The 14,507-nt window shown below is 53.8% G+C and carries 12 protein-coding genes and 1 pseudogene; 5 read left to right on the top strand and 8 right to left on the bottom strand.

Annotated features, from left to right (window positions below; all coding sequences use genetic code 11):
- Positions 1 to 3 precede the first annotated feature (3 nt).
- The 3 genes from QEN31_RS20605 to QEN31_RS20595 all read left to right on the top strand — a co-directional run bounded on the left by QEN31_RS20605 (position 4) and on the right by QEN31_RS20595 (position 2,511).
- On the top strand, positions 4 to 1,917 hold the full coding sequence (locus QEN31_RS20605) for a BglG family transcription antiterminator (protein ID WP_001212137.1): 1,914 nt from the start codon (positions 4 to 6) through the stop codon (positions 1,915 to 1,917).
- Between the two features lie 77 nt (positions 1,918 to 1,994).
- Positions 1,995 to 2,237 (top strand): type II toxin-antitoxin system RelB/DinJ family antitoxin, encoded by a 243-nt coding sequence (locus tag QEN31_RS20600; protein ID WP_000212724.1) that lies wholly within the window; start codon positions 1,995 to 1,997, stop codon positions 2,235 to 2,237.
- Complete coding sequence (locus QEN31_RS20595) at positions 2,227 to 2,511, top strand: type II toxin-antitoxin system RelE family toxin (RefSeq protein WP_000220578.1); 285 nt, start codon at positions 2,227 to 2,229, stop codon at positions 2,509 to 2,511. The genes QEN31_RS20600 and QEN31_RS20595 overlap by 11 nt, the downstream gene beginning before the upstream one ends.
- A gap of 3 nt (positions 2,512 to 2,514) precedes the next feature.
- Here QEN31_RS20595 and nrdG read toward each other — a convergent pair whose 3' ends face one another.
- The 5 genes and pseudogenes from nrdG to treR form a co-directional block, all read right to left on the bottom strand.
- Positions 2,515 to 2,979 carry an anaerobic ribonucleoside-triphosphate reductase-activating protein gene (gene nrdG, locus QEN31_RS20590; protein WP_001268859.1) on the bottom strand — a complete coding sequence of 155 codons (465 nt, stop codon included), beginning with the start codon at positions 2,977 to 2,979 and terminating at the stop codon, positions 2,515 to 2,517.
- A 120-nt stretch (positions 2,980 to 3,099) separates the two neighbouring features.
- Positions 3,100 to 5,238 (bottom strand): anaerobic ribonucleoside-triphosphate reductase, encoded by a 2,139-nt coding sequence (gene nrdD / locus QEN31_RS20585; protein ID WP_000187818.1) that lies wholly within the window; start codon positions 5,236 to 5,238, stop codon positions 3,100 to 3,102.
- 408 nt (positions 5,239 to 5,646) lie between these two features.
- Positions 5,647 to 7,299, bottom strand: coding sequence for an alpha,alpha-phosphotrehalase (treC, locus tag QEN31_RS20580; protein WP_000155057.1), 1,653 nt, complete (start codon positions 7,297 to 7,299; stop codon positions 5,647 to 5,649).
- 49 nt (positions 7,300 to 7,348) lie between these two features.
- Positions 7,349 to 8,766 (bottom strand): annotated as a pseudogene (treB, locus tag QEN31_RS20575) (PTS trehalose transporter subunit IIBC).
- Positions 8,767 to 8,903: 137 nt separating this feature from the next.
- A complete protein-coding gene (gene treR, locus QEN31_RS20570) occupies positions 8,904 to 9,851 on the bottom strand; it encodes a trehalose operon repressor TreR (protein WP_001181297.1) in 948 nt (315 codons plus the stop codon).
- A 144-nt stretch (positions 9,852 to 9,995) separates the two neighbouring features.
- On the opposite strand from treR, the gene mgtL reads away from it, so the two are divergent.
- Positions 9,996 to 10,094 (top strand): mgtA regulatory leader peptide MgtL, encoded by a 99-nt coding sequence (gene mgtL, locus QEN31_RS25485; RefSeq protein ID WP_105789234.1) that lies wholly within the window; start codon positions 9,996 to 9,998, stop codon positions 10,092 to 10,094.
- Between the two features lie 140 nt (positions 10,095 to 10,234).
- Positions 10,235 to 12,943, top strand: coding sequence for a magnesium-translocating P-type ATPase (mgtA, locus tag QEN31_RS20565; RefSeq protein WP_001738655.1), 2,709 nt, complete (start codon positions 10,235 to 10,237; stop codon positions 12,941 to 12,943).
- Positions 12,944 to 13,058: 115 nt separating this feature from the next.
- Here mgtA and QEN31_RS20560 read toward each other — a convergent pair whose 3' ends face one another.
- The 3 genes from QEN31_RS20560 to pyrI form a co-directional block, all read right to left on the bottom strand.
- Complete coding sequence (locus tag QEN31_RS20560) at positions 13,059 to 13,505, bottom strand: transposase (protein WP_000252550.1); 447 nt, start codon at positions 13,503 to 13,505, stop codon at positions 13,059 to 13,061.
- Between the two features lie 74 nt (positions 13,506 to 13,579).
- The gene (gene ridA / locus QEN31_RS20555; protein ID WP_000047544.1) at positions 13,580 to 13,966 is read right to left on the bottom strand and encodes a 2-iminobutanoate/2-iminopropanoate deaminase; all 387 of its coding nucleotides are present in this window, start codon (positions 13,964 to 13,966) and stop codon (positions 13,580 to 13,582) included.
- A gap of 76 nt (positions 13,967 to 14,042) precedes the next feature.
- Positions 14,043 to 14,504: an aspartate carbamoyltransferase regulatory subunit gene (pyrI, locus tag QEN31_RS20550; protein ID WP_000148570.1), complete on the bottom strand. Its 462-nt coding sequence runs from the start codon at positions 14,502 to 14,504 to the stop codon at positions 14,043 to 14,045.
- Positions 14,505 to 14,507: the final 3 nt, after the last annotated feature.

Genomic DNA, 14,507 nt, shown 5'->3' with positions numbered 1-14,507 from the left:
GACGTGCGATTCCCCAACCAACGTTTAGCGCAGCTATTTGCGATGCTGCAAAACGAGACGCTGCCGCAGGACGAGCTGGCGCAGCGGTTGTCGGTCTCCACGCGTACCGTTCGGGCGGATATCGCCGCGCTGAACATGTTGCTGACGCCGCATGGCGCGCAATTTACTCTCAGCCGCGGCAACGGGTATCAGCTCAAAATTGATGATCCGGCACGTTATCAATCCCTGCAAACGCAGCAATCTCCCGCCCTGGCGCGCGGTCCGCGCACCAGCCAGGAGCGGATACACTATTTGCTGGCGCGTTTTTTAACCTCCGCCTTCTCGCTGAAGCTGGAGGATTTAGCAGATGAATGGTTTGTCAGCCGTGCGACGTTGCAGAACGACATGGCGGACGTGCGCGAGCATTTGCTGCGTTATCATCTGACGCTGGAAACGCGTCCGCGTCATGGCATGAAATTGTTTGGCGGAGAGATGGCGATTCGCGCCTGTCTGACCGACCTTTTATGGACGCTGGCGCAGCAGGAGCCCTCTCATCCGTTAATTGTTAGTACCACGCTGAACACCGAGGTGTCTCAACGGCTGCGGTCTCTTTTGCCGGATATTTTCTCTCATTGTCAAATCCGCCTGACCGATGAGGGCGAGCTGTTTCTGCGTTTATACTGCGCGGTGGCGGTACGGCGTATTCGCGAGGGGTATCCGTTATCGGAATGCGTGGCAGAGGAGGTCGATGAAAAGGTGCGCCATGCGGCGCATGAGATTGCGGAGCTACTACAACAGCTGGCTGACAAGCCGCTGTCGGAGCCGGAAGTAAGCTGGCTGAAGGTGCATATTGCCGCCCGCCAGGTACAGGAGATTGCCCCCAGCGCCATTAATGCCGATGATGAAGAGGCGCTGGTGCACTATATCCTCAATTTTATTAATACCCAGTACAACTATAACCTGTTGAATGATAAACAGCTTCACGCGGACTTGCTGACCCACATCAAAACGATGATCACCCGCGTGCGCTACCAGATCATGATCCCCAACCCACTACTGGAAAATATTAAGCAGCACTATCCGATGGCGTGGGATATGACGTTGGCGGCGATATCGAGTTGGGGAAAATACACGCCGTATACCATTAGCGAAAACGAAATCGGTTTTCTGGTGCTGCATATTGGCGTTGGGCTGGAACGTAGTTACAACATTGGCTACCAGCGGCAGCCGCAGGTACTGCTGGTGTGCGATGCTGGTAATGCGATGGTGCGGATGATTGAAGCGGTACTGGCGCGGAAATACCCGCAGATTGAGATTGCCCTCACTCTGACACTACGCGACTATGAGGCGCGGGACAGTATTGTGGAGGATTTTGTGATTTCCACGGCGCGGATCGGCGAAAAAGATAAGCCGGTCATCATGATCGCCCCCTTTCCTACCGACTATCAATTGGAGCAGATCGGTAAGCTGGTGCTGGTGGACAGAACCCGTCCGTGGATGCTGGATAAATATTTCGATGCCTCGCATTTTCGCATCGTGGAGGGGGAAATAGATCAACAGACGCTGTTTAAAACGCTGTGCGATCAGTTGCACGAGGAAGGCTTTGTTGATGCGGCGTTTCTCGATTCGGTTATTGAACGTGAAGCTATCGTCAGTACGTTATTAGGCGACGGGATTGCCTTGCCGCACGCGCTGGGGCTGCTGGCGAAGAAAACGGTGGTTTATACGGTGCTCGCGCCGCAGGGGATTGCCTGGGGTGACGAAACGGCGCACGTTATTTTTTTACTCGCCATCAGCAAAAGTGAGTATGAAGAGGCGATGGCCATCTACGATATTTTCGTCACTTTCCTGCGCGAACGCGCCATGACGCGCCTATGCGCATGTCAGAATTTTACGCAATTTAAAACGGTCGCGATGGAGTGCGTGAGTCGTTTTTGAGAGGCGTTATCCAGAATTCGATGTAATGCGAATGTAATGCTAAACTGCATTACACATTCGATTCTACTGGAGGCATAATGGCCACGCTGAACGTCCGTCTGGATGACAAACTCAAAAATGAGGCTTATGCCGTGCTGGAAAAACTGAACATTACTCCAACGGAAGCCGTGCGATTACTGTTCCAGTACGTCGCGGAAACGGGGCGCATGCCAGTGAAAACCGTCACTCTTAGCGACAGTGAAGATGCATTGATTCAGACAGTTCGGGAGAGGCTGTCTAGTCCGCAAAAGGGAATCAAGGTTAGTCTGGATGACTTATGAACTGGAATTCGACCCGAGGGCCTTAAAAGAGTGGCATAAGCTGGGCGATACGGTGAAGGCTCAGCTTAAGAAAAAGTTGGCTGATGTGCTATTGAACCCCAGAATCGACTCTGCCCGTTTAAACGGTCTTCCTGACTGCTATAAAATTAAGCTTAAATCGTCCGGTTATCGTCTGGTGTACCAGGTTCGGGATGACGTTGTGATTGTGTTTGTTGTTGCGGTCGGCAAGCGAGAACATTCAGCCGTCTATCACGATGCAAACAAACGGCTTTAGCGATCAACGCAAATGATGCACTACCTGGTTGCTGCTACCGCGCCAGATAAGCGCCGGGTCTTTCAGATCCTGCACAAATTTGCCATCGACCAGCACGTTGATGAGATCGACTACCTGCATCTGTGCGGCGTTGAGTTCATCGAGCTTGTAGCCGGTCCACACCCAGATATCTTTCCCCGGGCACTCCGCGTGGATGCGTTGTACCAGTGCCAGGATATCCGGTACGTTTTGCGGATGCAGCGGATCGCCGCCCGACAGCGAGATCCCCTGACGGTGAATGCGCGTGTCGTTCAGATCGGCAATGATCTTATCTTCCATCTCTTTGGTAAACGGCTGGCCGGAGTTCAGCCGCCAGGTGCTTTTGTTATAGCAGCCAGGGCATTCATGCACGCACCCTGACACAAACAGGGTGCAGCGGGTGCCGGGGCCGTTAACGATGTCTACGGGGTAGTATTGGTGGTAGCGCATAGCGGGTGTCCAGAAAGCATGTAGGCCGGATAAGGTGCTTGCACCGCATCCGGCAACATTGTGATGCCTGATGACGACGCGATTGCGTCTTATCAGGCCTACGGTCTTTGCAAACGGAAATTAACCTATCTGCCCATTGCCTAAATGCTTCACGCGGCGCTTCACTTCTTCCTGCTTACCGGCGTTAAACGGACGCGCGTCCGGGCTGCCTAAATAACCGCACACGCGGCGGGTGACCGAGACGCGCGCGGCGTCGTGGTTGCCGCATTTCGGGCAGGTGAAACCTTTACTGGTACATTCGAACTCCCCGGTAAAGCCGCACTCGTAGCATTCATCGATCGGCGTGTTGGTGCCGTAATACGGTACATGCTGATAGCTGTAATCCCAGACATCTTCCAGCGCTTTCAGGTTGTGCTGAATGTTCGGGTATTCGCCGTAGCAAATGAAACCCCCGTTCGCCAGCGGCGGATACGGCGCTTCGAAATCGATTTTGTCGTACGGGTTGACCTTCTTCTCCACGTCGAGGTGGAAGCTGTTGGTGTAGTAACCTTTATCGGTTACGCCCGGCACCACGCCGAACTCGGCGGTATCCAGACGGCAGAAGCGGTCACAGAGGTTTTCACTTGGCGTGCTGTACAGGCTAAAGCCGTAGCCGGTCTCGTCTTTCCACTGATCCACGGCCTGGCGCAGACGCTCCACAATCGCGATGCCTTTAGCGCGAAGTTGCTCGCTGTCGTACAGGTGTTCGCCGCCGAACAGCGCGTTAATGGTTTCATGGATACCAATGTAGCCCAGAGAGATGGACGCACGACCATTTTTAAAGATTTCAGACACGTCGTCGTCCGCTTTCAGCCGCACGCCGCAGGCGCCTTCCATATACAGGATAGGCGCGACGCGGGCTTTCACGCCTTCAAGGCGGGCGATACGGGTCATCAGCGCCTTCCGCGCCAGCGCCAGACGTTCATCCAGCAGTTTCCAGAATGCGGTTTCGTCGCCTTTTGCTTCCAGCGCGATGCGCGGCAGGTTAAGGCTAATCACGCCCAGGTTGTTACGCCCGTCGTGGATCTGCTCGCCGTTTTCGTTCTCCCACACGCCGAGGAAGCTGCGGCAGCCCATTGGCGTTTTGAACGAACCGGTGACTTTGACCACCTGATCGTAGTTGAGGATGTCCGGATACATGCGCTTGCTCGCGCACTCCAGCGCCAGTTGTTTAATGTCGTAGTTCGGATCGCCAAACTTGTGGTTCAAACCATCGCGGATAGCGAAGACCAGTTTCGGGAACACGGCGGTTTTGCGATTTTTACCCAGACCGGCGATACGGTTACGCAAAATAGACGCCTGGATCAGACGCGACTCCCAACTGGTGCCGAGGCCAAAACCAAAGGTAACGAAAGGCGTCTGGCCGTTAGCGGTGTGCAGCGTGTTAACTTCGTATTCCAGCGACTGGAAGGCGTCGTAGCACTCTTTTTCGGTGCGAGAACGCGCATACCCTTCGGCATCCGGGATCTGCCACTCATCGGCGGTTTTGCGGTGCTTGTTGTAGCTTTCGGTGACAAACGGCGCCAGCACTTCGTCGATACGGTTAATGGTGGTGCCGCCATAAATATGGCTGGCGACCTGCGCGATAATCTGCGCGGTAACGGCAGTGGCGGTAGAGATTGATTTCGGCGGTTCGATCTCGGCGTTACCCATCTTAAAGCCCTGGGTCAACATGCCTTTCAGGTCGATCAACATACAGTTGAACATCGGGAAGAACGGCGAATAGTCGAGATCGTGATAGTGGATATCGCCGCGCTCATGCGCTTGTACTACGTCACGCGGCAACAGGTGCTGGCGGGCATAGTGTTTGGCGACAATCCCGGCCAGCAAATCGCGCTGGGTGGGAATGACTTTACTGTCTTTGTTGGCGTTTTCATTGAGCAACGCGGAGTTAGTTTGCTCTACCAGGCCGCGAATTTCCTGGTTCAGACGACCACGCTTTTCACGCTGAATGTCGCGATCGTGACGGTATTCGATGTAGGCGCGGGCAAGCTGTTTGTACGGGCCGGACATCAGTTGGTTTTCAACCGCAGTTTGGATCTCGTTAATATCCACCTGACTGCGCGCGTTCATTTGGCTGCTAACGACTTCTGCGACGGTGGCACAGTAATCTGCGTCATCGACTCCCGCTGCTTTAGCTGCACGTAGAATGGCTTCCTTAATGCGCTCTGATTTGAATGGCACTTTACAGCCATCTCGTTTCATCACATGCGGTGTCATGATCACTCCATATTTGTAAGAACAGGTTATCCACAGAGGCCGGGGAAGCCATAACAGGTTTATTCATCTCTTTTCCAACGACTTCCCGCAATCCTGACCCAGGTTATCCACAATTCACCTTGTGTCGAGTGAACAGGTGTTGTAGCAATTGTAGTCAATTAATACAACATATTGGGTCGGTGTGCATTTTAAAGTCTATATGTAGTGATTTGCATCAAGGATGTTTGCAATTTTATTGATGTAGAACAAGGTAAAAATCAGAGCGTACAGATGGCGGGCGCTGTAGCGTTTGTAAAAGATAGCAAGAAAAATCTGATTAATTATTCAACAAAAACAGTCAGTAACCTGGAGCAACGCCACAGCCCGTGTCAATAGGTTTGTGGCGTTTATCCGTATAAGGATGTCGCGTTAGCGTTGTAACCACCAGATGGCTTCAAATGGGCGGAGCGTCATCGCGGCTGGCTGGCTGGCGACCTCGCCATAATTATGCAGTAGCGCCTGCCACTGTCCTTTGATATGCGGCGGATGCCACTCCTGGCACTGGTTACTCAGATTGGCGACAACCAGCAGGATTTGCCCCTGCCACTGGCGGCGATAACACCATACTGATGGGCTATCCGGGAGGAGATCCTGATAATCGCCCCAGATCAGTACAGGCTGGGTTTTACGTAGCGCAATCAGCTTTTGATAGGTGTAAAACACCGAGTTTTCATCGCGTAATGCCGCCTCGACGTTAACCTCCGTATAGTTATCGCACAGGCTTATCCACGGCTCGCCTTGGGTGAAACCGGCGTTTTTACCGTTGTCCCATTGCATCGGCGTGCGGCTGTTGTCGCGGGATTTACTGGCCAGAATAGCCAGCAGTTCGTCGGGGTCGCGCCCGGCGGCGCGTAGCGCGGCAAACATGTTATGGCTTTCCACGTCGCGATAATCGGTGATGCGGGTAAAGTGTGGGTTGGTCATGCCGATTTCTTCGCCCTGATAGATATAAGGCGTCCCTTGCATACCGTGCAGCGCCATCGCCAACATTTTCGCGGCTGGAACCCGGTATTCACCCTCGTCGCCAAAGCGGGAAACGATGCGCGGCTGATCGTGATTACACCAGAATAACGCGTTCCAGGCGACGTTATGCATCCCCTGTTGCCAGTGGCGGAACAACGCTTTCAGCGCCACATAATCAGGTTTTGCCAGCGTCCACTTTTCGCCATTGGGGTAATCCACCTTCAGATGATGAAAATTGAAGGTCATCGAGAGTTCGTCGCCGCTAAGCGCGGCATATTGCTGGCAGTTTTCCAGCGTGGTAGAGGACATTTCGCCTACCGTCATCAGATTACGCGGCGTAAAAACGTCACGGTTCATTTCGCGTAAAAACGTATGCGCGCGCGGCCCGTCGGTATAAAAGCGGCGTCCGTCGCCCGTCGGATCGTCAGGAAAATTCTGATCTTTGGCGATCAGGTTCACCACGTCCAGACGCAGGCCATCCACGCCGCGATCGGCCCAGAATTCGCAGACCTTTTTCAGCTCGGCGCGTACGGCGGGGTTTTCCCAGTTCAGGTCGGCCTGTTCAGGCGCGAAAAGGTGTAAATAATATTGTTCGCTCTGGCTATGCCAGCGCCAGGCGCTGCCGCCAAATTTGGATTGCCAGTTATTCGGGCAGACATCCGGCGTGCCATCGCGCCAGATATAAAACTGACGGTATGGACTCTCTTTGTTCAGCGCTTCGCGAAACCAGGCGTGCTGGGTAGAAGTATGGTTAAACACCATATCCAGGATGATACGAATACCGCGTGCTTTCGCCTGCGCGACCAGCTCGTCAAAATCATCCAGCGTGCCGTAGGTCGGGTCGATAGCCGTATAATTTGCGACGTCATAACCGTTATCCACCTGCGGCGAGATATAAAACGGCGTGAGCCAGATGGCGTCCACGCCGAGTCGCTGTAGATAGTCAAGGCGCTGCGTGACGCCGCGTAAATCGCCGGTGCCGCTGCCGGTCGTGTCCTGAAAACTTTTTGGGTAGATCTGATAAATAACGCCGTTTTGCCACCAGAGGGGAATAGTCATTGTTGTTTCCTGCAAGTGCGTTGGGACGCAACTGCGCCCCGAAGAAATATTAGACAATTTGTAATGTGCCCTGACGATGCTTACGCTGATAGATAAAGGTGGTCAGAATCACCGGGATCACGATCGCGATAACCATCGCCATGCCGTACACCTGCCAGTAGCGCGGCGGTATAGACAGGATGCCCGGCAGGCCGCCCACGCCGATACCGTTGGCGATGACGCCGTTCAGACCGCAGAGCAGTCCCGCCAGACCAGATCCGATCATCGCGCACAGCATCGGAAAACGATACTTCAGGTTGATACCGTACATCGCCGGTTCAGTTACCCCAAGGTAAGCGGAAATGGCGGCAGGAACGGAGATCTCGCGTTCATTGTGTTTACGGCTGGAGATGATGATGCCCACCACGGCGGAGGCCTGCGCGATATTCGACAGCGCAATCAGCGGCCAGACTGGCGTACCGCCCATGCTCTGGATCATCTGCATATCGATAGCGAGCGTTGTCTGGTGGACACCGGTAATGACCAGCGGGGCATACAGGAAGCCGAACAGCGCCGCGCCTATCGGGGCGAAACTGCCGGTCATCAGATAACGTACCGCAAAGGCCACGCCGTCGCCGATCATACGACCAAAGGGGCCGATAAAGGTGTGGGCGAGAAAGACGGCCAGTATTAACGAACACACCGGGACGACGACCAGGTAGAGATAATCCGGCACGATGCGTTTCAACCGCGTTTCAATAAATCCAAGCGCCAGCCCTGCCAGTAGCGCCGGGATAACCTGCGCCTGGTAGCCCACTTTCTCAATGCTAAATAAGCCGAAGTTCCAGACGTCCGGCGTTTGCTGGCCCAGCAGATACGCATTCATCAACTGCGGCGACACCAGCGTCACGCCGAGCACGATACCAAGAATCGGCGTGCCGCCCATTTTTTCACCGCCGACCAGCAGATTCCCACCGGCAGATAGAAAAAGATCGCTTCGCCGATCAACCATAAAAAATCATAAAGCGTTTTTAGCGCCGGATGCATCTGCGCCAGCGTTTGGCCGTTGCTCATCGGCACATCGCCGATCACGTTACGAAAGCCTAAGATCAAACCGCCGCTGATCAACGCCGGTAGTAGCGGAAAGAAGATCTCCGCAAAGTGGGAAATTAACTGCTCATGCCATTTCATGTTCTGGCGAGCGGCTTTTTTGGCCTGCTCTTTATCAGCATACGCTTTGCCGGTGGTCTCCAGCAGCGCGTTATAGTAATCGCCAACGTCGGTGCCAATCACCACCTGAAACTGACCAGCGTTGGTGAAACAACCTTTAACCATCGGTAATTGTTCGATCTCTTTTGGCCTGGCGTTCGCGGGCTGGTGGAGCACAAAGCGCAGGCGAGTAATGCAGTGGCTCACCGTGGCGATGTTGTCGCGCCCGCCGACCAGGTCAATCAGCCGGTCGATATCGGCTTGTTTTACTTTGCTCATCGTAAAGCCTCATGGCAGAGGAGATATGTTATGGGTTGGCGCAAGAGTAGCTCTTCAACGTTGGTTTAAAAATGGGAACGTTCCCGAAACGCAGCGACGATCACAAATTACTCGTGGTATTCCGTTTAATTAGTCACTCAGGCGAGGGTAGAAGGAATGACGATCCGGCGCGGATCGCAGCGGCCATTGATCTGTTCGATCAGCTGCGAAGCCGCCTGTCGTCCGGCTTCAGCATAGCCAGGATCGACAGTGACGATCTCCGGGTGCAGGAATTTTATCAGCGGCGTGTTCCCGACGCTTGCCAGTTGCAGCGTCTCAATACGTTGCTCCTGTAAATACTTACTGGCGCCCAACGCCAGCGTATCGGTGGCGCAGACTAACGCGGTGGTATCCGGCATGATGACGCTTGCCGTATGCTCATAGCCCTGCTTCATGGCAAGACCGGGCAGGGCGGCGACGGGGTGAAGTTTATGTTTTTTGCAAAACGCCAGGTATGCGTCATGCCGACGTTTGCCGGTGGTAATATCGCTATGGGGAACGCCCAGAAAGCTAATGTTGCGGTGTCCCTGCTCATACAGCCGCTGCATAAGGATATGAATCGCGCCCTCGTCGTCGTAACAGACGGAGGCAAAACCTTGCGCATCTCTTGCCAGCAGCACCAGCGAGGCTTTCCAGGGGGCGATCAACTCTTCTGTGATGCCGGTAAAGCCAAACAGCACCACGCCATCAATGTTACGTCGTCTGAGCATGCCCAGATGTTCCATTACCAGCGTCGGCGAGAACTGACTTTCCATCATAATAGGGTCGTAGCCCTGTTCGTAAAACGCAGGCAGCATGGTCTGAACCGCGAGGTTTTCAGACAACGAATCAAGGCGAGTGACGATAATAGCGACCACTTTATCGCTTTGTCCCCGCATCGCGCGGGCGGAGCGGGACGGGGAGAAACCGTGTTGATTCATCACCGCTTCGACACGCTCGCGGGTACGTTCGCTTACGCCGCTTTCATTGTTAAGCACGCGGGAAACGGTTGATTTCCCTACGCCGCTCAGGCGGGCGATGTCTTTGATAGTGAGCCGGTTTTGCATCCTGTTTTCCCGTGGCGTGACGCTGATGGTGATAAAAAGAGTAACTTTACTCAAGCGAAGGGCAATGGGCAAAGTCTGGTTTATCGTTGGTTTAATTACGTAACGGTATGATACCGCCATAATTGCCACAAAACTTATGGATTTATGCGTATAATCCGCGGCGCAAATTATTTACTTACCGGAGGCGACATGGACCCTGAACCCACCCCTCTCCCGCGATGGAGAATTTTCCTTTTCCGGTAAGCCTGCCTCTGCTGTCTTACCGGTGTGTAAGACAGTGACACAATAACGTCCCTGTTTTTATTTAAACATTGCTCATCGGGCAAGGCTTTGCCGTGCCTGAAGAATTTTCTGCGCCTGACTTCGGCGCGGAGGGATTACCTATGCTAAAAATCATTACCCGCCAGCTTTTTGCCCGGCTTAATCGTCATTTGCCTTATCGTCTGGTTCACCGCGATCCGCTGCCCGGCGCGCAGACCGCGGTAAATGCGACTATCCCGCCTTCGCTGAGCGAGCGCTGTCTGAAAGTCGCGGCAATGGAGCAGGAGACTCTCTGGCGCGTTTTTGATACGCACCCGGAGGGATTAAACGCTGCCGAGGTGACGCGCGCGCGTGAAAAGCATGGCGAAAACCGCCTTCCGGCACAGAAACCCTCGCCGTGGTGGGTGCATCTGTGGGTATGTTATCGCAATCCTTTCAACATCTTACTCACGATTCTTGGCGGCATTTCTTATGCCACGGAGGATCTGTTTGCCGCAGGCGTTATCGCCCTGATGGTCGGTATCTCAACGCTGCTGAATTTTGTGCAGGAAGCGCGCTCGACAAAAGCGGCGGACGCGCTAAAAGCGATGGTGAGCAATACCGCTACCGTACTGCGGGTTATTAATGAAAATGGCGAAAATGCCTGGCTGGAATTACCCATCGATCAACTGGTGCCCGGCGATATTATTAAGCTGGCGGCGGGGGATATGATCCCGGCGGATTTACGGATTATCCAGGCGCGCGATCTGTTTGTCGCCCAGGCGTCGCTGACCGGCGAATCTCTGCCAGTCGAGAAAGTCGCCGCGACGCGTGAGCCCCGGCAAAATAACCCGCTTGAGTGCGACACGCTGTGCTTTATGGGGACGAACGTCGTGAGCGGAACGGCGCAGGCCGTGGTGATGGCGACCGGCGCCGGCACCTGGTTTGGTCAATTGGCGGGGCGCGTGTCGGAACAAGATAACGAGCAGAACGCTTTCCAGAAAGGAATTAGCCGCGTCAGTATGTTGCTGATCCGCTTTATGCTGGTCATGGCGCCGGTAGTACTGATTATTAATGGTTACACGAAAGGTGACTGGTGGGAAGCGGCGCTATTTGCGCTCTCGGTCGCGGTAGGGCTCACCCCGGAAATGTTGCCGATGATCGTCACCTCCACCCTCGCGCGCGGGGCGGTGAAGCTCTCGAAACAGAAAGTTATCGTGAAGCACCTTGATGCGATTCAGAACTTCGGCGCGATGGATATTCTGTGCACTGATAAAACCGGCACTCTGACGCAGGATAAAATTGTGCTGGAGAATCACACGGATATTTCTGGTAAGCCCAGCGAGCATGTACTGCATTGCGCCTGGCTGAACAGCCATTATCAGACCGGTCTAAAAAATTTACTGGATACGGCGGTCCTGGAGGGAGTAGACGAAACCGCCGCGCGTCAGCTCTCCGGACGCTGGCAGAAAATCGATGAGATCCCGTTTGATTTTGAGCGTCGCCGGATGTCGGTAGTGGTCGCCGAAGATTCGAACGTGCATCAACTGGTCTGCAAAGGCGCGTTACAGGAGATCCTGAACGTGTGTACTCAGGTGCGCCACAACGGCGATATTGTGCCGCTGGACGACAATATGCTGCGCCGGGTGAAACGCGTTACCGACACGCTGAACCGTCAGGGGCTACGCGTGGTCGCCGTCGCGACCAAATACCTGCCTGCGCGTGAGGGCGATTACCAACGTATCGATGAGTCTGACCTCATTCTGGAAGGGTATATCGCTTTTCTCGATCCGCCGAAAGAGACCACCGCGCCGGCGCTGAAAGCGCTGAAGGCGAGCGGAATTACGGTGAAAATTCTCACCGGCGACAGCGAGCTGGTAGCGGCGAAAGTTTGCCATGAGGTTGGGCTGGATGCGGGCGATGTCATTATTGGCAGTGATATTGAAGGGTTAAGCGACGACGCGCTGGCGGCGCTGGCCGCCCGTACGACGTTGTTTGCGCGTCTGACGCCGATGCATAAAGAGCGCATCGTCACTTTACTCAAACGCGAGGGGCATGTGGTCGGTTTTATGGGCGACGGGATTAACGATGCTCCGGCGTTGCGGGCGGCGGATATTGGTATCTCGGTAGATGGCGCGGTGGACATCGCCCGTGAAGCGGCCGATATTATCCTGCTGGAAAAGAGCCTGATGGTGCTGGAAGAAGGCGTCATTGAAGGTCGTCGTACTTTTTCTAATATGTTGAAATATATCAAGATGACGGCCAGCTCAAATTTCGGTAACGTGTTTAGCGTACTGGTGGCGAGCGCCTTTTTGCCGTTCCTGCCAATGCTGCCGCTGCACTTGCTGATTCAAAACCTACTGTACGATGTATCCCAGGTGGCGATTCCGTTTGATAATGTCGATGAAGAACAAATTCAAAAGCCGCAGCGCTGGAATCCGGCGGATTTGGGGCGCTTTATGGTCTTTTTCGGTCCGATCAGCTCGATTTTCGACATTTTGACCTTTTGTCTGATGTGGTGGGTATTTCATGCGAATACGCCAGAAACGCAAACTTTGTTCCAGTCCGGCTGGTTTGTGGTGGGATTACTGTCGCAAACGCTGATTGTGCATATGATCCGTACCCGCCGTCTGCCGTTTATTCAAAGTCGCGCCGCTTGGCCGCTGATGGCGATGACATTGTTGGTGATGGTGGTGGGAGTCTCGTTGCCGTTTTCGCCGCTGGCGTCTTACCTGCAGTTGCAGGCGCTGCCGTTAAGCTATTTCCCGTGGCTGATTGCCATTCTGGTGGGATATATGACGTTAACCCAGTTGGTGAAAGGGTTTTACAGCAGACGTTATGGCTGGCAGTAAACACTTTCGTCGGGGATTCGCCAGCGTGCTTAATCCCCGATATCGCTAACCAGGCCAGATGCCCGTAAAGCTCGACAAGTTTAACGCGATCGGCTTTATCTTTAAATTTCAGGGCTTATTCAAGCAACTGTAGAATGCTATATGCAGGCATAAAAAAGAGGAATGTCCAGCTAAGTTTGTAAAATACATTCTCTGCCCCCGAGCCAGAACGAGAGGAGGAGATGTCCCACCGCCGGATATGTTTTGCGGATATGCGACGAAAGCGGCGAATATAGCTAATGCAATAAACTAAGTAAGGAGGAATCGCTAAGGCGGCAGTGGGTTTAGGAAACATAAGGGTAAGCAATATGGCTGCGACAATGAAGCATAAAAAGACTATCTTCGCGGTAGATTCTATCTGTTTTAATTCCTGGCGTATGCTTTCAGCATGTTTCTCCTGCCAGCGACGGAGCGTGCTGTTGCTAAATCCATATTCTTCGCACAACGCCTTATTCGGTACGCCGTTTTTCGACTGTTGCAGAAAATCGGCGATTTGTTCCTCGGTAAAACGCGATCTTACCATTGCCGCCTCTCCATGGCTGTTGGTGCCCCGAACCGGGCAAACTTGCGCCGCCCGGCGGGGATGACGTCCGGCGCTTAGCGACGAACAGCGATCGCTTCAATCTCAATTTTCACGTCTTTCGGCAGACGGGCAACTTCCACGCAGGAACGCGCCGGGAAGGTGGCGTTGTGCTCGGTGAAGAAGGCTTCGTAGGTGGCGTTGACGGTCGCGAAATCGTTCAGGTCTTTCACGAATACGGTCGTTTTCACAATGTCGCCTACTTTCAGGCCAGCGGCTTCCACGATAGCTTTAACGTTTTCCAGCGACTGACGTGCCTGAGCGGATACGTCTTCCGCTACGGCACCGGTTTTCGGATCGACCGGGATCTGACCGGAAGTGATTACCATGCTACCCAGGTCAACGCCCTGTACGTATGGGCCGATTGCTGCTGGTGCATTTTCCGTCGCAATAGTTTTGCTCATGATTTCTCCTGAATTACAGCGGTAATAGAATGTCCCCGCTCATTATAGGGAGCCGGGATCTCATAACCAACCCAAATTAGTTGGCCAGCACCACATAATGCGAAAACTCTTTTTCACAGTATTTGCATTTGAGGGCGATATCATTGGCGCGTTTTTTCACTGCAAAGCTGGAGGATACTGGTTCCGCGTGGCTGATGCAGTTGCTGTTCGGGCAAACCAGCACATTATTAATACGCTCTGGCAGGCTGGGGCGTGATTTCCCGACTACGTCGTAGTTGTCGATGCGGTTAACGGTGGCCTGCGGCGCGTACAGAGCAAGTTGGTTAACCTGCTCTTCGGTGAGAAAGGTGTTTTCTATTTTGATTAAGTCTTTACGCCCCATCTCGCCAGACGGGAGATTCAGACCGATAGTGATTCGCTGATCGGTCTCGGTCAATTTAAACAGACTCAGCAGTTTAAAGCCTACCTGCGCAGGGATATGGTCAATCACGGTGCCGCATTTAATGGCTTCAACCTGCAGTTTGTTATCGTGTGTCATCGT

Source organism: Salmonella sp. SA15303 (assembly GCF_029962125.1).
GTDB classification, from domain to species: domain Bacteria; phylum Pseudomonadota; class Gammaproteobacteria; order Enterobacterales; family Enterobacteriaceae; genus Salmonella; species Salmonella enterica.
The sequence above is the reverse complement of the archived record's forward strand: the minus strand, read 5'-3'. Positions and strand labels throughout refer to the sequence as shown.